The 21,658-nt window shown below is 59.2% G+C and carries 24 protein-coding genes; 22 read left to right on the top strand and 2 right to left on the bottom strand.

The genetic code is table 11. The annotated features are described in order from the left end of the window. Positions 1-5: 5 nt before the first annotated feature. The 8 genes from ACJ8HB_RS11235 (at position 6) to ACJ8HB_RS11200 (ending at position 7,469) form a co-directional block, all read left to right on the top strand. A complete protein-coding gene (locus tag ACJ8HB_RS11235) occupies positions 6-239 on the top strand; it encodes a hypothetical protein (protein WP_094859834.1) in 234 nt (77 codons plus the stop codon). 10 nt (positions 240-249) lie between these two features. Then, entirely contained in the window at positions 250-453 is a 204-nt protein-coding gene (locus ACJ8HB_RS11230) for a hypothetical protein (protein ID WP_094859833.1), read from the top strand. After that, entirely contained in the window at positions 453-2,738 is a 2,286-nt protein-coding gene (locus tag ACJ8HB_RS11225; RefSeq protein WP_094859832.1) for a hypothetical protein, read from the top strand. The genes ACJ8HB_RS11230 and ACJ8HB_RS11225 overlap by 1 nt, the downstream gene beginning before the upstream one ends. 11 nt (positions 2,739-2,749) lie before the next feature. After that, the gene (locus ACJ8HB_RS11220) at positions 2,750-3,547 is read left to right on the top strand and encodes a hypothetical protein (protein WP_094859831.1); all 798 of its coding nucleotides are present in this window, start codon (positions 2,750-2,752) and stop codon (positions 3,545-3,547) included. 4 nt (positions 3,548-3,551) lie between these two features. Further along, positions 3,552-5,744, top strand: coding sequence for a hypothetical protein (locus ACJ8HB_RS11215; RefSeq protein ID WP_141240906.1), 2,193 nt, complete (start codon positions 3,552-3,554; stop codon positions 5,742-5,744). A gap of 16 nt (positions 5,745-5,760) precedes the next feature. Then, positions 5,761-6,456 carry a hypothetical protein gene (locus ACJ8HB_RS11210; protein WP_094859829.1) on the top strand — a complete coding sequence of 232 codons (696 nt, stop codon included), beginning with the start codon at positions 5,761-5,763 and terminating at the stop codon, positions 6,454-6,456. A gap of 359 nt (positions 6,457-6,815) precedes the next feature. Further along, positions 6,816-7,166: a type II toxin-antitoxin system RelE/ParE family toxin gene (locus tag ACJ8HB_RS11205; RefSeq protein WP_047569495.1), complete on the top strand. Its 351-nt coding sequence runs from the start codon at positions 6,816-6,818 to the stop codon at positions 7,164-7,166. 3 nt (positions 7,167-7,169) lie between these two features. After that, positions 7,170-7,469 carry a helix-turn-helix domain-containing protein gene (locus ACJ8HB_RS11200; protein ID WP_019453270.1) on the top strand — a complete coding sequence of 100 codons (300 nt, stop codon included), beginning with the start codon at positions 7,170-7,172 and terminating at the stop codon, positions 7,467-7,469. Here ACJ8HB_RS11200 and ACJ8HB_RS11195 read toward each other — a convergent pair. After that, positions 7,459-8,376: a LysR family transcriptional regulator gene (locus ACJ8HB_RS11195; RefSeq protein ID WP_033636930.1), complete on the bottom strand. Its 918-nt coding sequence runs from the start codon at positions 8,374-8,376 to the stop codon at positions 7,459-7,461. The genes ACJ8HB_RS11200 and ACJ8HB_RS11195 overlap by 11 nt on opposite strands. Before the next feature lie 168 nt (positions 8,377-8,544). Here ACJ8HB_RS11195 and ACJ8HB_RS11190 point away from each other — a divergent pair, with 168 nt between their 5' ends. The 7 genes from ACJ8HB_RS11190 (at position 8,545) to ACJ8HB_RS11160 (ending at position 15,899) form a co-directional block, all read left to right on the top strand. After that, a complete protein-coding gene (locus ACJ8HB_RS11190; protein WP_033648567.1) occupies positions 8,545-9,243 on the top strand; it encodes a CoA transferase subunit A in 699 nt (232 codons plus the stop codon). A gap of 11 nt (positions 9,244-9,254) precedes the next feature. Beyond that, the gene (locus ACJ8HB_RS11185) at positions 9,255-9,908 is read left to right on the top strand and encodes a CoA transferase subunit B (protein WP_041037752.1); all 654 of its coding nucleotides are present in this window, start codon (positions 9,255-9,257) and stop codon (positions 9,906-9,908) included. 13 nt (positions 9,909-9,921) lie between these two features. Beyond that, positions 9,922-11,106 carry an acetyl-CoA C-acetyltransferase gene (locus ACJ8HB_RS11180; protein WP_047569491.1) on the top strand — a complete coding sequence of 395 codons (1,185 nt, stop codon included), beginning with the start codon at positions 9,922-9,924 and terminating at the stop codon, positions 11,104-11,106. A gap of 18 nt (positions 11,107-11,124) precedes the next feature. Next, a complete protein-coding gene (locus ACJ8HB_RS11175) occupies positions 11,125-12,048 on the top strand; it encodes a 3-hydroxyacyl-CoA dehydrogenase family protein (RefSeq protein WP_047569489.1) in 924 nt (307 codons plus the stop codon). 168 nt (positions 12,049-12,216) lie between these two features. Then, on the top strand, positions 12,217-13,608 hold the full coding sequence (locus ACJ8HB_RS11170) for a GntP family permease (protein WP_041037758.1): 1,392 nt from the start codon (positions 12,217-12,219) through the stop codon (positions 13,606-13,608). Between the two features lie 12 nt (positions 13,609-13,620). After that, positions 13,621-14,391 carry a 3-hydroxybutyrate dehydrogenase gene (locus tag ACJ8HB_RS11165; RefSeq protein WP_047569487.1) on the top strand — a complete coding sequence of 257 codons (771 nt, stop codon included), beginning with the start codon at positions 13,621-13,623 and terminating at the stop codon, positions 14,389-14,391. 371 nt (positions 14,392-14,762) lie between these two features. Next, entirely contained in the window at positions 14,763-15,899 is a 1,137-nt protein-coding gene (locus ACJ8HB_RS11160; RefSeq protein WP_047569485.1) for a porin, read from the top strand. Positions 15,900-15,937: 38 nt separating this feature from the next. Here the strand turns inward: ACJ8HB_RS11160 and ACJ8HB_RS11155 are convergent, their stop codons facing one another. After that, positions 15,938-16,759, bottom strand: a complete 822-nt coding sequence (locus ACJ8HB_RS11155) for an AraC family transcriptional regulator (protein WP_047569483.1) — start codon at positions 16,757-16,759, stop codon at positions 15,938-15,940. Between the two features lie 120 nt (positions 16,760-16,879). On the opposite strand from ACJ8HB_RS11155, the gene ACJ8HB_RS11150 reads away from it, so the two are divergent. The 7 genes from ACJ8HB_RS11150 (at position 16,880) to ACJ8HB_RS11120 (ending at position 21,623) form a co-directional block, all read left to right on the top strand. After that, positions 16,880-17,257, top strand: a complete 378-nt coding sequence (locus ACJ8HB_RS11150) for a hypothetical protein (protein ID WP_033636939.1) — start codon at positions 16,880-16,882, stop codon at positions 17,255-17,257. Positions 17,258-17,267: 10 nt separating this feature from the next. After that, on the top strand, positions 17,268-18,143 hold the full coding sequence (locus tag ACJ8HB_RS11145; protein ID WP_033648560.1) for a helix-turn-helix domain-containing protein: 876 nt from the start codon (positions 17,268-17,270) through the stop codon (positions 18,141-18,143). 231 nt (positions 18,144-18,374) lie between these two features. Continuing rightward, complete coding sequence (locus ACJ8HB_RS11140; protein ID WP_025305160.1) at positions 18,375-19,295, top strand: L,D-transpeptidase family protein; 921 nt, start codon at positions 18,375-18,377, stop codon at positions 19,293-19,295. 255 nt (positions 19,296-19,550) lie between these two features. Then, on the top strand, positions 19,551-19,931 hold the full coding sequence (locus ACJ8HB_RS11135; protein WP_072021590.1) for a type II toxin-antitoxin system RelE/ParE family toxin: 381 nt from the start codon (positions 19,551-19,553) through the stop codon (positions 19,929-19,931). After that, positions 19,894-20,217: a helix-turn-helix domain-containing protein gene (locus ACJ8HB_RS11130; RefSeq protein WP_047569482.1), complete on the top strand. Its 324-nt coding sequence runs from the start codon at positions 19,894-19,896 to the stop codon at positions 20,215-20,217. Before ACJ8HB_RS11135 ends, ACJ8HB_RS11130 begins: the two co-directional genes overlap by 38 nt. 244 nt (positions 20,218-20,461) lie before the next feature. Then, positions 20,462-20,869 carry an ExbD/TolR family protein gene (locus tag ACJ8HB_RS11125; protein ID WP_004933244.1) on the top strand — a complete coding sequence of 136 codons (408 nt, stop codon included), beginning with the start codon at positions 20,462-20,464 and terminating at the stop codon, positions 20,867-20,869. 1 nt (position 20,870) lies between these two features. After that, a complete protein-coding gene (locus ACJ8HB_RS11120) occupies positions 20,871-21,623 on the top strand; it encodes an energy transducer TonB family protein (RefSeq protein WP_047569479.1) in 753 nt (250 codons plus the stop codon). Positions 21,624-21,658: the final 35 nt, after the last annotated feature.

Genomic DNA, 21,658 nt, shown 5'->3' with positions numbered 1-21,658 from the left:
CGCGTATGTGGTGGGCTGTTGCGAAATTCGTTGCGGTAATTGTGGCGTCCTATGTGCTGAATACGGCGTTGGCTCCGCGTCAGAAGAACAACACGCCGGAAGCGGCGACGGAAGATGACTGGAACCTGCCTCAGCCGACCGAAGGCACGCCGCAATGCATCTTCTTTGGCGATTGCTGGAGCGAGGACTGGTTTGTTCTTGCCTATGGCAATTACCGCTATGAAGCCATTAAGAAATAAGGGGAATGCCATGTTGATCACGATGGAAGATATCCGCGCCGGCGGCGGTTGTGCGCCTGGTCTGCGCGCCTTCTTTGCCCGCTATGGGCTAGACCTTAAAGCCTTCATTCGCGATGGCGGTATCGATGCCGAGCTGCTGGCCGGCACCGGGGATGCGCTGGCTATCAATATTGTGCGCCTGGCACAGGCCAAATCTGAGCCGGAGGCTAACTGATGGGCGGCGGTGGCAAGGGGTCGAAAAAGGTCACGGTAGGCTACAAGTATTCCTGGGATATCCAGGCCGGGATTGGCCGTGGCCCGGTTAATGAGATTGTGGCCATCAGCGCCGATAAAAAAACGGTGTTTGCCGGTACGCACGGCCAGGTTGCCGGCAACACGTCGCTGTACATCGACAAGCCTAATCTGTTCGGGGGTGAAGACACCGGCGGTGAAGGCGGTATCCAGGGAACCCTTGAGGTGATGATGGGCGGCCCTGACCAAGTGCCGTCTCCCTCATTATTGACGTTGCTCACGGGGTTAGTGCCGGGTTTTCGGGGGTTGGTGACCACCTTCTTTAGCGGGTTGGTCAGCTGCTACAGCGCCTCGCCTAAGCCATGGTCGTACCGCGTTCGCCGCAGTACGCAAGGCTGGGATGGGCCGGTGTGGTATCCGGAGAAGGCGCTTATTTTGCTGCAGAACACCGAGGGGCAGCTTGATGACGAGGCCGACCTGACCGCTGAACAGATTGCCAACCTGCGTGCGATCCATGCCATGAACCCGGCGCACATCCTTGTTGAGTGCGCCCTCAATCGTGACTGGGGACGCGGGCTGGTGCTGGGCGACCTGGACATTGACAGCTATCGCATCGCGGCAGACCGGCTCTATGAGGAAGGGTTTGGCCTCTGTTTTCGCTACAACCGCCAGGACGACCTCAATACGTTTGTGCAGCAAGTCCTGGATCATATCGGCGCAGCTCAATACGGTGACCTGAGCACGGGCAAACTGACGCTCAAGCTGCTGCGTGATGACTACGACCCCAATACCTTGCCGCTGTTTACCTACGACAACGGCATCGTGGGCGTGCAGGACGACGACAGCACCAGTGCCGATGCGGCCCCGAATGAAATTGTGGTGACGTACCGCGACCCGGTGACCAACAGCGAAGGCGAAGTGCGCGCGCAGAACCTGGGGGCGATCCAGAACGTGGGGTTGATATCAGAGAGCGTCGAATACAAAGCCGTGCCGACCCACGCGCTGGGCGCGAGGTTGGCGCAACGTGACCTCGAAACCCGTGCGGCCGGGTTGACCCGACTAATTATCAATTTCGACCGACGCGGTGGTGTGCTGACGCCGGCCGGCGTTTTTCGCATCAGCTTGCCAGAGCGCAACATCGGCAACATGGTGATGCGTGTTGGCAAGATTGAAGAACAGGACACCGGTGAGTTGAAGGTGACGGCCATTCAGGATGTGTTCGGGATGCCGAGCACGTCGTACAGCAGCGGCGAGCAAGGCAGCACCTGGTCACCGCCGGACAAGACGGCACGCCCCGTTACTGATAGCCAGCTCATTGAACTGCCCTATATCGTCCTGGCTGCCACCGTCGGGCCGGCGGAGCTGGCGGCCATTCCCCCGGAGGCCGGTTACCTGGGCGTGATGGCCAGTGCGCCCAGCAGCGCCTCCATCAACTACCTGCTGCAGACGCGCGCCGACGGCGTGAACTGGCGCGGTAATCTTAACGGCGATTGGACGCCGGCCGTCACGCTCACACAGCCTGCAGGTCGCTTTGATACCACCTTTAAGGCGTCATTAACCACGCTGCCGGCAGTGGGTGCCGGGGCGATTATCGGTGATGAGATTGTTCGTATCGATGCCGCCGATCTGGCGACCGGGACGTTGACCGTCGGGCGTGGCTGTGCCGATACGTTGCCGGCTGGCCATCTGGCCGGCGCGCGGCTGCGTTTCTTCCAGGATGCGATTGAAAGTGATGGGTTGGAATATCTGGAGGGAGAAACGATAGACGTTCGTTTGCTGACAAGAACGGCACAAGAAACACTCGCTGCCGGCGCTGCACCTGTTAACCACTTGACGCTACAGGCTCGCCAGGCAAAACCCTATTTGCCGGCAAATATTCGTTTAAATGACGAACCTTATCCCCTCGTTGCAGAACCGGCAGCGGAATATATTTTAACCTGGTCTCACCGTGACAGGCAATTACAAGCTGACCGGTTAATTGATTATCTTGATAGCAGTATTGGCCCAGAGTCGGGGGTGGTTTATGTAATTACACTCGTTCGCCCTGATACCGGGGATATTGTTTGGACGACAAATACCGTTGAAGCAACATTGACGCTGCCGTATTCGTCCGCGACCTCCCCATTAAATTGGGTTCACACGGTCAGTATAGAAGCCAGGCGCGGCGATATTGCATCGCTGAGCAATTGGATCATCACATTACCAACAGGCCACTATGTTGAACCTACTCCGGAGCCGGAGCCGCAACCGGAAGAACCTGCGGCATAAGGCGGTAACCAATGAGTGATTTTTATTACGGTCAAGGGAAACTTTACCTGGCTCGCCGGAATACGGCGGGCCAGGCTTTATCGTGGCGATGGGTCGGTGATGTTTCAGCGCTGGATTTAGAGCTGGAGTTTGACGAGAAAAAAACCAAAGGTTCGGCAGGCGGCCAGCTCGTTACAATGCAGCGTTATATTTCAGCCGTTAGCGGAAAAGTTACGTCAACCTGGCATGAGTATGCATCCGATAATCTAGATATTTTGCTGGCAGGGGATCATGTTTCACGCTCTCCTAACCTGTTTGCGCAAGATACACTGCCGACGGGGATTGTGGCTGGCGATCGCATCAGCTTGAGTAATCAACAAGTCTGGGGCGTGAGAATCAATGGGCTAACTGAGGGGGTAAATTATATTGTCGATAAATTGTGGGGAGTTATTGTCTGGCTCACTACACCGGTGAATCAGCCAGTGGTTGTCGATTATGAACATTTAGGCAATGAGACGTTACCCATTCTCACACACCAGGGTGAAGAATTTGCGTTGCGTTATGAGGGTATAAATCTTGCTGAAAATAACAGCCCAATTTTAATCGAGATATACCGGGTGAAATTTGACCCTATATCCAAGATGGCGTTATTAAGCAAGGACTCTGACCTGAGCGGGCTGGAAACCAGCGCCGATATTCTTTATGACTTTTCGAAAGGTGAAGACCCGTTATTAGGCCGTTTAGGCCGTGTCGTTATGTTTAAACGGTTAAGCGGGATAACTCACAACGGAGCCATTACCCATAATGGCGCATATACACATAGAGGTTAAAATCATGGCCAGCTCACTGCCAGAACAAAACAAATGGGAACCCTCAATTTATCAGCTTGAGAAGGACACACCTGTATTAGGTGGCCAAGGTGGCCCTGATAATATTCAAGCCGAGCAACTGGCAAACCGAACCGTATTCCTAAAAGACCAGTTGGAAGCATACAACGCGCTGATTAAATCTGGCGAGTTGCCGTTTAGCTCTTATGCTGATGCCGTGATTGCCCTGAACGCTGGTAAAATTCCCCTGAATGCCAAGGTGTCCATTCGTTCTGAGAATTCCTCTGCCTGGGTTGAGGAGTATATCAACCAGAATGGCACGTTGGTGCCTACAGGTAAAAAGCTCCCGGACGGAAAGATGATCGCCGTGTCGGTCTTTCCAACGGCCGAAGACCCAACCGGGATTGAAACGGGGTTGACACTGACCACACCAGGCCAAACGTTCCGCGTACTGTTTGATGAACCAACTGGCCCTAAAGAGGTCGTCTATCAAAACAATGGTACATCGGCGATCCGTATTGCAGAAATCGCGTCGCAATCCGCTATGGAACGCCTGCTGATGGATGCGGGGATATTGACAGAAAGCGATCCGGATTACGCTATCGAGTTTGTTGATAAGCTGCTCCGCCGGGCCGTAGGTATCGCCAAGAATGGCCGTTTTGAAGCGAATGCCGGTATGAATATTTCCGGCGTTCCTGTGACAGAATTACCAGCGGACAGTGATTATTGTGTGCTCTTCCGCGATGCTCGCGACCGTGTCGCATTTGGCATTGGCAAAACCGGATTTATCGAAGTAAACGGGATGCGGGTATCTGTTACTGAGGGAGATAACCTGGTTGAAATCGTTGACTCATTCCAGCGTGTTGCGGGGGGCATCGATGGTAACGGGGTGATTTTCAGTAATACGGAATCAACGAATGGGTTAAATTCGAAAGATTCATTTATGCTGTTTGCGGAATTAATACACCTATTTATTTATGGCCAGTCATTATCTAATGGCGCGTTCGGTATTCCTGTTTTAAATACACCGGTTTCTAATGCGCTGATGTTTAATACCGGCGTGCGTAGCAACGGTAAAAACCCGTCATCGCTGGTGCCATTGAAAGAATCGGTGACAGACACCAGCGGTGAAACCATTGCGTCCGGTCTGGCTCATGGCTTTGTGGCGCACTCAGGCGGCATGTATGACCGCCAACTCATCTTCAATGCGGCAGGTGTGAACGGCATCAACATTGAAGGTCTGATGAAAGGAACGGGTAATTACGCGCAAGCCGTTTCACAGTTTAACTTCACTGCTCAACAGGCGAAATTAAGCGGCATTGAATACAGCCAAGATTTTATGCTGTTCATGCAGGGGGAAACAAATATGGCCAATGGCACCCCCGCAGCCAGCTATAAGTCCATGCAGACCCAGCTCCATGCCGACTTTGACGCCGACACAGCGCAACTGCGTTCATCGGGTACTAATTTGGTCATGCTGACCTACCAAACATCGTCACACGGTTATTATGTTGGCACACCGGAAAATCCACCGGAAATGATTGCCCTGGCTCAGCTGGAATTGGCGCTGACACATCCGAACATCGATATGTGGGGGCCAACCTACATGGGGCTGCCGGGGAACCATATATCCGGCCAGGGTAACGTCCATCACAATAATCACGGTTATCGGATTCAGGGGTTATATGCGGCGAAGACCATTCGCCATCGCATTCGGACACGGACGGCAGAAAAGCCCAACGGGGAGAAGTATTTGCCTGTTCACGCGATCAGCGCCACAAAAATCAATGATACGACGGCTCTGGTGAAGCTATTCACCTACCACCCGCCCTTCGTCATTGATGCCACGCTGGTCTCTGAGCTGGCCGACGGCAATCATGGCGTCGAACTGCACGACGATACCGGTCGCCTGGCTATCGCCGCTGTTGAAATTGTTGGGGGAACAAACCTCAAGATATCGTCTGAATCGACTATCGGCAGCGGTGCTTTTGTTGCGTTCGCCTGGACACCCGAGAATCGCGGAGAAATCAGCAACCCAGGCAGCGGCCCACGCTATGCATCATGGTTCTTTGGTCGCGAGACAGGGGTACGTACAACCATCCACGACTCCGACCCGGAGACCACCACATTGCTGAATGAATACGGTATTCCGTATCCATTGCATAACTATCTGCCAATCCAAAAGATTTATTTAAGCTGATTAGAGGAACAACATCATGTTGCAGTTTCAAGTAATCGATGATTTTAACAACCCGAATTTGCCGATCAGCAACACCGGCTCGACATTAAATCTGGCGTCAGCACTGCGTATTTATGAGATGAAGAGTGCGACCGATAAAAGTAAATTTGGTATCCCGCTGAGCCTCTCCGGGCTGACGTTCGACGGTGAGGGGCTGGTTTTAGATGGCGTTGTCGGTCATCAAGCGAACACCTCGTTGATTGAGCCAGAAGAATTCACCATCATCACCGCGTTCAGGGCGGATATCCCGACAGCGTCCGCACAAGTGCATTCAAGTCTGGCCGAGGCTGCGTCTCCTTTCACCGGTAGCCGCATGGCTGTTACGACGACAGGTGCTGTTGCTGTGAACGTTGGAGCTGTTCCGACTGCCGGTGTCACAACCAGCGTGATCATGCCAGCGTGGGAGATGTTTGCTGAGACCGTTAGCGCAACAACTGTCACACTTACTCGCGGCTCTAATATGGGTAAATTGACGGGTGAAATCACTGGCCGCCGCCCGGCGTTGAACTCACTCATCATTGGCGGTGGCTATCAGTCACCTCATAACGTCGGCATCAAGGGGAAAATTGGGGTATGGGCTGCGTATGAAGGCGTTCTGTCTGATGCCACAATCACAGACCTGTTTACAAAGGTGCGGGCTATTATGGCACCGCGTGGCGTTATCCTGCCTTAAAGCCCTATCTGTATTTGCATAGTATTTCGGACTGTCCACAATCATGTGTTTTTCATGGTTTAGGCAGTCCGATTTTTATTGCAAATCAGTCCGAAATTTTTCGCCGCGCTACAAAACTTAACATTTTCTACAGGGTGGTAACAGGTTCTGGCTCACGCTCTCGATCGGAGAATCATCTGAAAACAGCGGTATTTCGCTAAATCTGCCACTCCTTTCCTCTTTTCGATTGAATTGCTGAATGGTGTCTTATCGGTTTCTTTTGCGAGTTGCCAGGCAAAACGCCAACGGCGGTGTGGAGAAAATTATATATTCCGGTCTATCGTCTTGCCATAGATTGTACTCTATAATCAGGAGATGCCATGTGGACGATAATGACAACGGAAGAGTTTGATCGGTGGCTCTGTGAGCAGGATGAATCGACGCAGGAAAAGGTGTTGGCCGCGCTGGTGATGCTCGAGCGTGCCGGGCCTTCTCTCCGGCGGCCTTTTGTCGACGTGCTGAAAGGTTCGTTGCATCCCAACATGAAAGAGCTGCGTATTCAGCACAAAGGGCGGCCGATTCGCGCTTTTTTCGCCTTCGATCCGGCGCGGCAGGCGATTGTGCTGTGTGCGGGCGACAAAACGGGTAATGAGAAGCGGTTTTATAAAGTGATGCTGCCCATCGCGGATGCGCAGTTCACCCAATATTTGATGTGTTATTTCAAGGAGTAACCCATGAGCACCTTAAAGCAACTGCTGGCCTCCCGCACCCCGGAGAGCCGCCGGCGCATCGAGGAAATGGCCGAAGAGATGCTGTTTGAAGCGCACCTGCACCAGCTGCGGGAAGCGCTGAATATTTCCCAACAGGAACTGGCGAAAACGCTGGGCATTTCCCAGCCTTCGGTCGCGGCCATCGAAGGGCGCGGCAACGAGCTGAAGATTTCGACCCTGAAACGCTACGTGGAAGCGATGGGCGGCACGCTGCGCCTGGACGTTGAGCTGCCGGGCGGCAAGCACGTCGGGTTTACGGTCTAAGCGCGGGCTGCGCGCCACTCTCCGCCATTTCCCGTTCGATCACGGTCGCCAGCGCCTGCGCGGCGGAAGAGAGTTGGTGCTGCGCCAGGCGGATCAGGCCCACGCGGCGTTCGATGATCGGGCCGATCAGCGGCACGCAGACCGCCCCCAGCTCATCCATCTGTTGCTCGCACAGCGCCGGCACCGCGCTGGCGCCGAGGCCGTTGGCCACCATGCGCCCGACCGTCACCAGCTGGTGGCTTTCAAACGCCACCTCCAGCGTTCGCCCGCTGCGGGCCAGTTCCTGTTCCAGCAGCAGCCGCACCGCCGATGGCCGCTGCAGGGTGATGAAATCCAGCGTCAGCAGCTCCTTCCAGCTTACCTGCGCCTTGCGCGCCAGCGCCGAATCCTTCGGCACCACCGCCAGAAAGCGATCGCGGCACAGCGGGGTGAAGTGCAGGGTGTCGCTCGGCTCCGGCTCGAAGGCGATGCCCATCTCTACCCGCCCTTCGCGGATCATTTCAAACACCTGCTCGTTGATGACGTCGTGCACCGCCACGTTGATGCCGGCGTAACGATCGCGAAATGCCTTGAGGATCGGCGGCAGCGGGTTGCCGGCGAACGACGGCATGGCGGCGATCGCCACCTTGCCCATCTGCAGGGTGAAGCGCTGGCGCATTGCCTCTTCTGCGTTGTCCCAGTCCGCCAGCAGCTGGCGCGCCATCGGAAAGAAGGTTTCCCCCTCCGGCGTCAGCGTCACCCGGCGGGTGGTGCGCAGCAGCAGCGGCCCGCCCAGCGCGTCTTCCAGCCCACGGATCGCCAGGCTGAGCGCCGGCTGAGAAATATTCAGCCGCTCGCTGGCCTGGGCGAAGTTCAGAGTGTGAGCTACCGCTAAAAACGCGCGTAACTGTTTGATGCTCATTTTCATTTTGGTTGGCGTTAACTCTTTGTTAATTGTCGGTTAACGTGTGATTAATAAAAATTCTAAATGAATGCGGCATAAAAACAAAATTAACAAATCATTTTTGTGACCTGAAGATGCCCTCACGCAAGCCAGGGCATTTCGCCCTGCGCCGCAACATGCAGGGGCAACGATATGGCAGGGCTCGACAAACGCGTCGGCAGCTACCAGGAAGCGCTGGCAGGCCTGACGGACAACATGACGGTGCTGGCGGGCGGCTTTGGCCTGTGCGGCATCCCGGAAAATCTGATCGAAGAGATCCGCCGGCGCGGCGTGCGCGGGTTGACGGTGGTCTCCAACAACTGCGGCGTCGACGGGTTCGGCCTCGGGCGGCTGCTGGAAACCCATCAGATCCGCAAGGTGGTGGGATCTTACGTCGGCGAAAACGCGCTGTTCGAGCAGCAGGCGCTCAGCGGCGAGCTGGAGGTGGATCTCACGCCGCAGGGCACGCTGGCGGAGAAGATCCGCGCCGGCGGCGCCGGTATCCCGGCGTTCTTCACCGCCACCGGTTACGGCACGCCGATCGCCGAAGGCAAAGAGGTGCGCGAGTTCAACGGCCGCCCTTACATCATGGAAACCGCCATCACCGGCGATTTCGCCATCGTTAAAGGCTGGAAGGCCGATTACTTCGGCAATGTCATCTACCGCCACACCGCACAGAACTTCAATCCGCTGATGGCGACCGCCGGGCGTATCACGGTGGTGGAAGTGGAAGAGATCGTCGCGCCGGGCGAGCTGGATCCGGCGGCGATCCACACCCCCGGCATCTACGTCGATCGGCTGATCCAGGGCACCTTCGAGAAGCGTATCGAACAACGCACCCTGCGGGCATAAGGAGAATTCGCATGCTTACCCGTGAACAAATGGCGCAGCGCGTGGCGCAAGAGCTGAGGGATGGTTACTACGTCAACCTGGGCATCGGCATCCCGACGCTGGTGGCCAACTACGTGCCGGCGGGCATGGACGTGATGCTGCAGTCGGAAAACGGCCTGCTGGGGATGGGCGAGTTCCCGACCGAGCAGCAGCTGGACGCCGACATGATCAACGCCGGCAAGCAGACGGTCACCGCGCGCCTCGGCGCGTCGATCTTCGATTCGGCGCAGTCGTTCGCCATGATCCGCGGCGGCCACGTCGATCTGACCGTGCTGGGGGCGTTTGAAGTGGACGTCGAGGGCAACATCGCCTCGTGGATGATCCCCGGCAAGATGGTCAAGGGTATGGGCGGCGCGATGGATCTGGTGGCGGGGGCGGAGAACATCATCGTGGTGATGACCCACGCCTCGAAGAGCGGCGAGTCCAAGCTGCTGCCGCGCTGCACGCTGCCGCTGACCGGCGCCCGCTGCATCCGCAAGGTATTGACCGATCTGGCCTACCTGGAAATTGAAGACGGCGCCTTCGTGCTGCGCGAACGCGCGCCCGGCGTCAGCGTGGCGGAGATTGTCGCCAAAACCGCCGGCCGGCTGATCGTGCCGGATCAAGTGCCTGAAATGCGTTTCTGAGACGGAGGTGAATGTGCAACAACGTGAAGTGGTGATCGTGGCGGCGACGCGTACGCCGGTCGGCAGTTTTCACGGCGCGTTGGCGCCGTTGACGGCGGTGGAATTGGGCACGGCGGCGGTGCAAGGGCTGCTGGCGCAAAGCGGGGTGGCGCCGCAGCAAATTGATGAAGTGATCCTCGGCCAGGTGCTGACCGCCGGCTGCGGGCAGAATCCGGCGCGCCAGACCGCGCTGAATGCCGGGCTGCCCGTTACGACGCCGGCGCTGACCATCAATAAGGTGTGCGGCTCTGGTTTGAAGGCGGTGCATCTGGCGGTGCAGGCGATCCGCAGCGGCGACGCCGACGCGGTGATCGCCGGCGGCCAGGAGAGCATGAGCCAGTCGCCTTACCTGATGGCCGGCGCGCGCGCCGGTCTGCGCCTCGGCCACGCGCAGATGGTGGACAGCGTGATCCACGATGGCCTGTGGGACGCGTTCAACGACTACCACATGGGCATCACCGCCGAGAACCTGGCGGAGAAATACGCCATCAGCCGTGCCGAGCAGGACAGCTTTGCGCTGCGCTCGCAGCAGAAGGCGCAGGCGGCGCAGCAGGCCGGGCGTTTCGCGCAGGAGATCACGCCGGTGACGGTGCCGAAGCCGAAGGGCGAGGCGCTGCTTGTTAAGCACGACGAGCAGCCGCGCGACACCAGCCTGGAGGCGCTGGCGCGGCTGCGCCCGGCGTTTCGCAAGGAGGGCACGGTGACCGCCGGCAACGCCTCTTCGCTCAACGACGGCGCCGCCGTGGTGTTGCTGATGAGCGCGGAAAAAGCCGCTGAATTGCGTTTGCCGGTGCTGGCGCGCATCGCCGGTTACGCCTCGTCGGGCGTCGATCCGGCGATCATGGGCATCGGCCCGGCGTCGGCCGCGCGCCGCTGCCTGGAGAAAGCCGGCTGGCGGCTGGAGGAGGTCGATCTGATCGAAGCCAACGAAGCCTTCGCCGCGCAGGCGCTGGCGGTGGGCAAAGAACTGGGCTGGGAGGCGGAGCGGGTCAACGTCAACGGCGGGGCGATCGCGCTGGGGCATCCGATCGGCGCGTCCGGCTGCCGCATTTTGGTGTCGCTGCTGTACGAAATGCAGCGCCGCAGGGTGAACAAGGGGCTGGCGATGCTGTGCATCGGCGGCGGGCAGGGCGTGGCGCTGGCGGTAGAGCGCCCGTAAACAACCGAGGAGGGCACGATGCAGTCATCTGACTATGCGGTACTGGGCGCCGGATTGATGGGGGTGGGCATCGCCACCCACTTTATTCGCCACGGCCATGAGGTGCTGCTGTACGACCCGGATCCGCAGCGCCTGGCGGAAGCGCCGGCGGTGGCGAGCGGCATTCTGGCCGAGCTGAGCGACGTCGGGCAGTTTGATAACGATGAGCGCGACGCGGCGCTGGCGCGGCTGCGCGTGACCGGCGATCTGAACGACGTGGCGCGCGCCCGGCTGCTTATTGAGGCGATCCCGGAACGACTCGAGCTGAAGCACGCGCTGTATGAGCAGTTGGAAGGGCTGATCGCCGACGACGCGGTGATTGCCAGCAACACCAGCGGCCTGCCGCCGGACGAGCTGGCGGCGCGCATGACCCACCCGCAGCGCCTGCTGATCGCCCACTTCTGGCACCCGCCGCACCTGATCCCGCTGGTGGAGATCGTGCCCGGCCGCGCCACCGATCCGCGCCATCTGGCGGCGGTGCAGGCGCTGCTCGGCGGGATGGCGCTGGAGGCGGTGCTGCTGGCGCGCGCCGCGCCGGGGTTTGTCGGCAACCGGCTGCAGTTTGCGGTGCTGCGAGAGGCGCTGCACATCGTCCACAGCGGCATCGCCAGCGCCGAGGTGGTGGATCAGGTGATGCGCGCTTCGCTCGGGCGGCGCTACGCGATGGTCGGCCCGCTGGAGGCCGCCGACATGACCGGGCTGCCGACGGTGGCGGACATCGCCCACCACCTGTTCCCGGAACTGGCGACCGGCGACGAGATGATGGCGCTGGTGGAACAGCGGCTGCAGCGCGGCGATACCGGCCAGCGCAGCGGCCGGGGATTTTATCTTTGGGATGACGCACGCAGGGAACGCATTCAACGGCGACGGGCGCATCAGCTGCGCTTTGCGCTGAAACCGTAATTTCGCACTCCGTACCTGACAATAACAACAACCACCCCAATGGATTTCGGGTTGCAGCCAGGCGGCAAGCGCGTGAATTCCCAGGCGCTTACTTAAGTAAGTGACTGGGGAGAACGCACGCAGGCAACAACGCTGCGGCACGAAAGACGCAGGGGAAAGAGGTGACCGATGAGCGTTTTGATTGCCCTGGCAGCACTGGGATTACTGATGCTGGCCGCCTACCGCGGCTACAGCGTGATTTTGTTCGCCCCGATCGCCGCGCTGGGCGCGGTGCTGTTGACCGATCCCGGCGCGGTGGCGCCGACCTTCACCGGGCTGTTTATGGAGAAGATGGTCGGCTTCGTGAAGCTCTACTTCCCTGTGTTCCTGCTGGGGGCGGTGTTCGGCAAGCTGATCGAGCTGTCCGGCTTCTCCCGTTCGATCGTCGCGGCGGCGATCCGCATTCTCGGCCGGCGTCACGCCATTCCGGTGATCGTGCTGGTGTGCGCGCTGCTGACCTACGGCGGGGTGTCGCTGTTCGTGGTGGCGTTCGCGGTCTATCCGTTCGCCGCCGAGCTGTTCCGCCAGAGCGGTATCCCCAAGCGGCTGATCCCGGCCACCGTGGCGCTCGGTGCTTTCTCCTTCACCATGGACGCCCTGCCGGGCACGCCGCAGATCCAAAACATCATCCCGACCAGCTTCTTCGGCACCAATGCCTGGGCCGCGCCCTGGCTGGGGCTGATCGGCTCGCTGTTCATCATCGCGGTCGGTCTGCTGTATCTTGAACGCCAGCGGCGCAAGGCGCAGCTGAAGGGAGAAGGGTACGGCACCGATCTGTTGAACGAGCCGGAAACCCCGGACGACATCAACCTGCCGAACCCGCTGATCGCCATCCTGCCGTTGATTTTGGTCGGGGTATTCAACCTTGGCTTCACCCATTGGATCCCGCAGTGGTACGGCGCCAGCCACGAGCTGACGCTGCCGGGGCTGGCCAAGCCGATCGCCACCGACGTGGCGAAGATCACCGCCATCTGGGCGGTGGAAGCGGCGCTGGTGTCGGGTATTCTGCTGGTGGTGGCGTTCGGCTTTCGCAATATTCGCGGCCGGCTGGCGGAAGGTAGCAAGACGGCGGTCGGCGGGGCAATTCTGGCGGCGATGAACACCGCCTCCGAATACGGCTTCGGCGCGGTGATCGCCGCGCTGCCGGGCTTTTTGGTGCTGTCGCAGGCGCTGTCGGCGATCCCCAATCCGCTGCTGAACGAAGCGATCAGCGTCACCCTGCTGGCCGGCATCACCGGGTCGGCCTCCGGCGGCATGAGCATCGCGCTGGCGGCGATGGCCGATAATTTCGTTGCCGCCGCCCACGCCGCGCATATCCCGCTGGAAGTGCTGCACCGGGTGGCCTCGATGGCCAGCGGCGGCATGGACACCTTGCCGCACAACGGCGCGGTGATCACCCTGCTGGCGATCACTGGCCTCAGCCACCGGCAGGCCTATGGCGGCATCTTCGCCATCACCCTGATCAAGAGCGCCGCGGTGCTGTTCGTGATCGGCGTGTTCTACCTGACCGGCATTGTTTAAAGGAGCGATACCATGACTGTACAAGGCAAAACCGCGCTGGTGACCGGCTCGACCAGCGGCATCGGCCTCGGGATAGCGTCCGTGCTGGCCGCCGCCGGCGCGCGCGTGATCCTCAACGGCTTCGGCGACGTGGCGCAGGCGCAAGCGCAGGTCGCGCAGCTGGGCGCCGCGCCGGGCTATCACGGCGCCGATCTCGGCGATGCGGCCCAGATAGCCGACATGATGCAGTATGCCGAACGCGAGTTCGGCGGCGTGGACATTCTGGTGAACAACGCCGGCATTCAACACGTGGCGCCGCTGGATCAGTTCCCGGTGGAGAAATGGAACGCCATCCTCGCCATCAACCTGTCGGCGGTGTTCCACACCTGCCGATTGGCGCTGCCGGGGATGCGCGAGCGCAACTGGGGGCGCATCATCAACGTGGCGTCGGTGCACGGGCTGGTGGCGTCGAGAGACAAGTCGGCCTATGTGGCGGCCAAGCACGGCGTGGTGGGGCTGACCAAGACGCTGGCGCTGGAGACCGCGCGCACGCCCGTCACCTGCAACGCCATCTGCCCCGGCTGGGTGCTGACGCCGCTGGTGCAGCAGCAGATCGACAAGCGCATTGCCGCCGGCACCGACCCGCAGCGGGCGCGCGATGAGCTGTTGGCGGAGAAGCAGCCGTCGCAAGAGTTCGTCACGCCAGAGCAGCTCGGCGAGCTGGCGCTGTTCCTGTGCAGCGATGCGGCGGCGCAGGTGCGCGGCGCCGCCTGGAACATGGACGGCGGCTGGCTGGCGCAGTAGTGAATTCTCTTTCCCGGAGCGCGCAACGCGCTCCGTCGTTATTTCCCGCTATGAGTTAATTCCCCTGCGTGACGGTTTACCTGCGGCAATAATATTTATTTGTTATTTGCTATCTTTATTCCCAGATAATCACGCCGGTTTATTTTGGGTGAAACGTGCGGATTGGTTTATTTTGTGCTGCGGTTATTACATTATTTTTCCCTGCGTTACAGATGAACACGTTTTTGCTGAAATTAAATCCAACCTGAAATAATGGCAGGTTATGGCGTGAGTTTTTATATCTTGCGTGCGCTGTTCACATCGGGTAATTATTTCCGCGTGGCTTAAGACCACCGTGTTAATAACAATAATTTTTTCGGGCAGGGGTAATAATGAGAAAAAATACAACGCCAATATTCATTGGCGGCGTCTTGCTGTCGGCGTTATCCGCCGGCGCACAGGCCGAGATCACCATTCTGGATAAAAACCCGCAGAGCAATGTGTTGCTGGCACCGCTCAGTTTAAAGGTGGGCGGCAGCATTCGCCCCGAGTGGATCTTCAATAACGGCCCGGAGCCGGGCTATGACAAAAACGGCCACGACGGCGGCACGCGTTTTCGCTTCAGCGGCGACTATGCGCTGACGCAGAACACCTCGATCATCGGCTATTACGAGTGGGGCGTCGATCTGGCGCACGCGCTCAGCTGGGACGGGCACTATAACGAAGACGGCAAGCGCGACTATCAGCGCCAGCTGTACGCCGGTTTCAAAGACGATCGTTACGGCACCCTGACCTACGGCCATCAATACGGCATCTATTATTCGGTGGTCGGCATCAAAAGCGACGTCTGGGATAACGATGGCCACGCGGGCGGCACCGGCATCGGTATTTCCGGCGACTACGACGGCGGCAATAAACCGAAAAACAGCATCAAGTACACCAATGATTTCGGGCCGGTAACGCTGTACGCCAACTATTTATTGCCGGAAGACGATCTGCACACCGCGGATAACCTGATTTATCGCCGCAAGGGCGGGGGCGGGCTGGGCTTCGATTACAAGGTGACGAAGGATTTCACCTTCAGCGCGGCCTACAGTTATACCGACGCGAAGATCAAAGACAATCTGTACAACGAAAAGGATTATCACCAGCAGCTGTCCGGCACCGCGTTGACCTGGCAGCCGAACAACTGGTACATCGTCGGCACCGCCAGCTACTACAAAGACTATGTGCCGAGCACCCGCCAGCGCACGCTGTCGCACTTCTTCGCCGGTGACGGTTACGGGTTGGAAGGCTTCGTCGGTTACACCTTCAATATCGACAAGCCGTTCCTCAAATCGATCCAGCCATACGTGGCGGCGGACTCGCTGCGGCTGAAGGGGGACGAGGCGTATCACGCCAACCACGTTTACCTCGGCGCGGGCACCACCATCGGTTACGGTCTGTCGGTGTATGTGGAGCGCACGCTGGCCAACAGCAGCGACAACGAGCCGGACTCCACCTGGATTACGGTGTTCTACGACTTCTGATTTTCACCTGCTCCAAGCCGGCGCCTGCGCCGGCTTTTTCACATGGTAATTGCGCCGCCCAGGGTCTCTCCAGAGGCGTTGCGCTCCGCCAGGTAGCGCGCCGGCGGTTTGCCTACCGCCTTTCTGAACATGGTGACGAAGCCGCTGGCGCTCTCGTAGCCCAGATCCAGCGCCACCGTCTGCACGCTCTCGCCCTGCGTCAAGCGCTGCAGCGCCAGCATCACGTGCAGCTGGCGCCGCCAGTGGCCGAAGCTCATGCCCATCTGTTGTTGCAAGGTGCGGCTGAGTGAGCGCTCGCTCATGCCGATGCGCTGCGCCCACTGCCCGAGGGTGGATTTGTCCGCCGGGCAGCTCAGCATGCCTTCGGTCAACTGCCGGATGCGCGCGTCGTCGGATACCGGCAGGTGCAGATTTTCGATCGGCGCGGCTACCAGCTGATCCAGCAACACCGCCGTCAGGCGCCCTTCGGCGCCCTGTTCGTCGTAGAGCGGTTCGAAGGTGGTGGCCTGCAGCAGCAGTTCGCGCAGCAGCGGCGAGACCGACAGCGTGCAGCAGTTTTGCGGCAGACCGGCGGCGGCATGTTGATCGACGAACAGGCAGTAGGCCTCGGTGGAGCCGGCGCCCTGGGCGTTGTGCAACACGTTGCCCGGCATCCACAGTGCGCACTGTGGCGGCACCAGCCACAGCCCGTTTTCCACTTCGCAGCGGATCATGCCGCGCACGGTGTAAATCAGCTGCGCCTTCTGGTGGCGGTGCGGCTCGACTTCCCAATCCTGCTCGAGGGTCGAACCTTGCAGGGCAAACAGCGGGCGCGGCACCTGATCGATATCCAGACAGCGGCGGGGGATCTGTACTTTCATGAGAACAATTCTCAATTTGGCGGAATTGAAAAGTATTATGTCCTGATTGCGCAATGTGGTCTAGCGCCGGTGCCGATAAAGTAAGCGCCAGTCCTAAACCCTTTCCTGAGGAAACTGATTATGTCATTGGATACCGCCGATTTTCCGCTGGTATGGATGCGCCAAAACGGGCGCGATACCCAGGCCGAGCTGGCCGAATTCAGCGCGCTGCTGGCGCGCGCCGAGCCTTTTGTCCTGATGACCGACCGCAGCGTCGGCGATGAAGAAGAAGAACACGATCGCGATGCCCGCACCCAGGTGGCGCTGTGGAAACGCGATAACCGCGAGGCGCTGAAGCTGTGGGTGAAAGGCATGATCATGCTGGAGCCGGACGACGCCAAACGCGCGGCGGCGGAAGAGTTCGCCGAATACGGCGCCAAGTTCTGGGGCTATCCGGTGCTGGTGGCCGCCGATGAAGCCGCCGGCCGGGTATTGGCGCAGACGTTATTGTTAAAATAAGGGGAATACCATGCACCAGCAACAGGTGATTGAACAGCTGCTGGCCTGGATCGAGCAGAGCCTGGATCAGCCGCTGACGCTGGACGACATTGCCGCCAAGTCCGGCTACTCCAAGTGGCATTTGCAGCGGATGTTCAAGCAACATACCGGCCATATTCTCGGCACGTACGCGCGCCGCAGAAGGCTGACCGCCGCCGCGCGCGAACTGCGCCTGACCGGCACCAGCGTGGCCTGCATCGCCGACACTTACCAGTTCGATTCGCAGCAGACCTTCACCCGTTGCTTCCGCAAGCAGTTCGGTTTGCCGCCGGCCAGCTATCGCCGCAGCCAGGATTGGTCGAGCTATGGCCTGCAGCCGCCGCTGCGGCTGACCGAAACACCGTTGCCGCAGGCCGATATCGTGACGCTGCCCGCCATGCAGCTGGTGGGCCATACCCAGCGCCGCAGCTTTACGCTGGGGCAGCTGGCGGCCTCCAAGTGCGAGCTGCGCCGCCACGCCTGGCGGCAGCTGCTGCCGCCGCAGGCGCTGCCGGAGGTGGTATACGGCCTCACCAGCCTGGAGGTCGATCGGCAACGCCGGGGTAACCCGCGCATGGCCTACACCGCCGCTTTGCCGGACGAAGGGGCGATGGGGGAGCGGGTGACTATCGAACAGGGTGAGTATGCCCGCTTCACCTATCAAGGGCAGGAGGAAGGGTTACAAAACTTTATCGTCCGATTGTATGACACCGCGATGCCGCAGATGAACGCCATCCGTCGGCCGGGGCAGGATATCGAGCTTTTCTACCCGGCGCAGGAGGGCCGCTGCCCGCTCGGCGGCGCGGCGATCCGCTGCGAATATCTGATCCCGATCCGGCGGGTAGAAGCGTTGGCCGCCGCCGGTTAGGCGGCGGTTCTCGCAAAAAATCGCCTTCGTGGCGCTTCAGGTTACAAAAAATTGCGATATTACATCGGTAATGGTTCACACTTTGATTGATGTGCACATATAATGCGCATCCGGTCAAATCCCCCCTGTTTTTCAGGCCGCAGCGCTTGGCTGCCGGCTGAAACCCATCGGGGTAAAAGTGGCCGTAGAAACCGATCCCCCTAATCGCCAGTGGCCTTGACCAACACGAAGATGAAAATGAGCATTCGCGCGTTATTAACCCTGTTTACGGCACTGGTTGCATTCAGCCAGGCTGCCTTCGCCGTCGTTTACCCGCTGCCGCCAAAAGACAGCCGTTTGGTGGGCGAAAATATCCAAATCACCGTACCGGAAGACAGCAAACTGCCGCTGGAAAGCTTCGCCGCCCAGTATCAGATGGGGCTGAGCAACATGCTGGAAGCCAACCCGGGCGTGGATCCGTTCCTGCCGAAGGCCGGCAGCACCCTGACCATCCCGCAGCAGCTGATCCTGCCGGACGCGCCGCGTGAAGGCATCATCATCAACAGCGCCGAGATGCGTCTGTACTACTACCCGAAAGGCTCCAACACCGTGGTGGTGCTGCCGATCGGCATCGGCCAGTTGGGTAAAGACACCCCGCTGAACTGGACCACCACCGTGCAGCGCAAGAAAGACGGCCCGACCTGGACGCCGACCGCCAAGATGCGCGCCGAATACGCGGCCGACGGCGAGATCCTGCCTGCGGTGTTCCCGGCCGGCCCGGATAACCCGATGGGGCTGTATGCGCTGTATGTTGGCCGCCTGTACGCCATCCACGGCACTAACGCCAACTTCGGCATCGGCCTGCGCGTGAGCCACGGCTGTGTGCGTCTGCGCGCCGACGACATCAAGTACCTGTTCGAGAACGTGCCGGTCGGCACCCGCGTGCAGTTCATCAACGAACCGATGAAAGCCACCGTCGAACCGGACGGCTCGCGCTACGTGGAAGTGCACAACCCGTTGTCGGCCAACGAAGAGCAGCTGCAATCCAAAGATCCGGTGCCGCTGACCATCTCCGCGCCGGTCGGCAAAGTGCTGATGGACGCCGGCGTCAACCAGAGCGAAGTGGACGCGGCGATCAAGGCCCGTTCCGGTATGCCGGTGAAAGTGAACTGATTGCCTTCCGGCCTCAGTGAAAATGCCAAAAAGACGCCTGCGGGCGTCTTTTTTTATGCCTGTAAAACATGCTGTTGCGTGTGCGTGCGCAATGATGCCCTCAACGTTGCACTGAAAGAAGTCATTATGCGCGTCATCATGCAAATCGGGTTTCTCATGGTGGTCGTCATCAATGTTTAAAGCGATGCTGGCGGGGGGGAATGCACTGGAAAAGTGTCTCACTAAGTGCTACGTTTTTACGGGAAGCCCATCGCAATGCGTACATTTAAAACTTGTTGGTTTAGCAGGAAAGCTCGGGCTCACGGCATCACCGATAAGGCGTTGTGTCGGGCAGTAAAAGATGTGCAACGGGGTTTGGCTGCAGATTTAGGCGGTGGCGTATTTAAAAAACGTCTTAATCATAATCGCGACCGCGCGTTGGTATTAGCGAAAAATGGTCGGCACTGGGTGTTTGTTTTTTTGTTTGCCAAGCAGGCCCAGACCAATATTACAGGGGCAGAATTACACGCTTTTCGCAAGTTAGCGATGCAGTTTGGCGCGTTGAGCGACGACCAGGTCGAATCCCTGGTTGTGAAAAAAGAATGGGTGGAGATTTGCCATGAAGCAGGAAAAAACGTTTCGGAGTCAGGCCTTTGAGGCGATTCACAGCGCCGCTGAAGGATTGCATCGTGCTGGCGCCATTTCTCTGGAAACCCTACGCAGTTTTGATGAGTCTTGCCTTGCTCCGGTCGAGATGTTGCAGCCCCAGGAGATCAAAGCGTTGCGCGAGCAGTTACGTTTAAGCCAACCGGTTTTTGCCCGTTATCTGAATACCAGCGTGTCGACCATACAGAAATGGGAGACGGGGGTGAAACGGCCGGGCGGCGTGTCGCTTAAGCTGCTTTCGATCGTACGCAAGCACGGGCTTGAGGTCTTGTTGTAGTGACCGTTTGGGCTGTCACTATTATCACATTATCCCCTCTGGCTTTGGTTCTCTGAAATGCCCGCCTCGCAATTATTCCAATAAAAACTATCGCTAATTAATAAGTTATATCTCTTCCGTTATCGCCTGCCATTGAAAAAATTCTCGCAAAAAATCCACACTGTGAAAATAAGATCACACAAGCGTAACAAAAGGTAAACAAACCCCTCCTATATTGGCTGCTTCGCTTTTGGGAGGGAGTGTCATGCGTAACTGGAACGAACCGAAAAAGAACAAAGCGCACATCGAACTGATCCCGATGATCGACGTGATGATGTTTTTATTGGTGTTTTTCGTCTTGATTAGCCTGAACGTCATTCCTGCGCTCGGGCTGAAAACGCAGCTGCCGTCCGCCGGCAGCGCGCAGCAGCTGAAGCCGCAGAAGAAAGCGATCATCACGCTGGGGGCCGACGAACAGCTGCAGCTGGATGGCCAGCCGATCGCGCTCGACGCGCTGGTCAACACGTTGAAGCAACAGCAGCAGGCCAACCAGACCACCACCATCATCGTCAACAGCGACAAGGGCGTGGCGGTCGAGCGGCTGGTGGCGGTGATGGACAACCTGCGCCAGGGCGGTTTCTTCTCCGTCTCCATCGCGACACGGAAGCTGTGACATGTATCTGCTCTATCGCTCACGTCATCTTTTCAGCTGGTTGCCGGCGCTGATTGTCGCCGGTTGCCTGCTGTTCGCCAGCCAGCAGGCGGCGCTGAAGATCCAGCCGCGCTACGACGAAACCGCCATCGAACTGGCGCTGGTGGAGCCTGAACCGGCGCCTGAACCTCAACCGGAAACGCCGCCGGAGCCCCAGCCAGAACCGCCGCCGCCCGAGCCGGAGCCGGAGCCGATCCCCGAACCGGTAGTGCCGGCGCCGGAACCGATCGTGGAAGCCAAGCCGGTGCCAAAACCGCAGCCGAAGCCCAAACCCAAACCGGTGAAAGAGAAAGCCAAACCGGTAGAGAAGCCTAAACCGACGCCGGCGCCCGCCGCCCCGCGCGCGCTGGTCAGCAAACCGGCGGCGCAGCCCGCACCGACCGCCCCGGCCGCGCCGAAGGTGAATGCGCAGGCGATCGAAAACGGCTATCTGCTGGCCTTGCGCCGCGAGCTGGAACAGCGCAAGCGCTACCCAAGCGGGCGCCAGGCCTCGCTCGAGCGCCCGCAGGGCAACGTCGAAGTGTGGCTGGAGGTCGATCGCAGCGGGCGGGTGCTCTCTTCCGGCATCGCCAACAAAGCCGCCAGCATGCTGCTGAACCGCGCGGCGATGAGCAGCCTGCAAAGCATCAGTTCAGTAAAGCCGTTCCCGAGCGAGGCGTTCGCCGGGCAAACAACCAAAAGATTTACCGCGACGTTCAATTATCAGGCGCCTTAGCGCAAGGGTTAATCGTTTGATTTTTATGGGATGCA

Source organism: Serratia sp. CY27727 (assembly GCF_052169275.1).
Taxonomy (GTDB): domain Bacteria; phylum Pseudomonadota; class Gammaproteobacteria; order Enterobacterales; family Enterobacteriaceae; genus Serratia; species Serratia sarumanii.
This window is presented reverse-complemented; position numbering and strand designations above follow the sequence as displayed.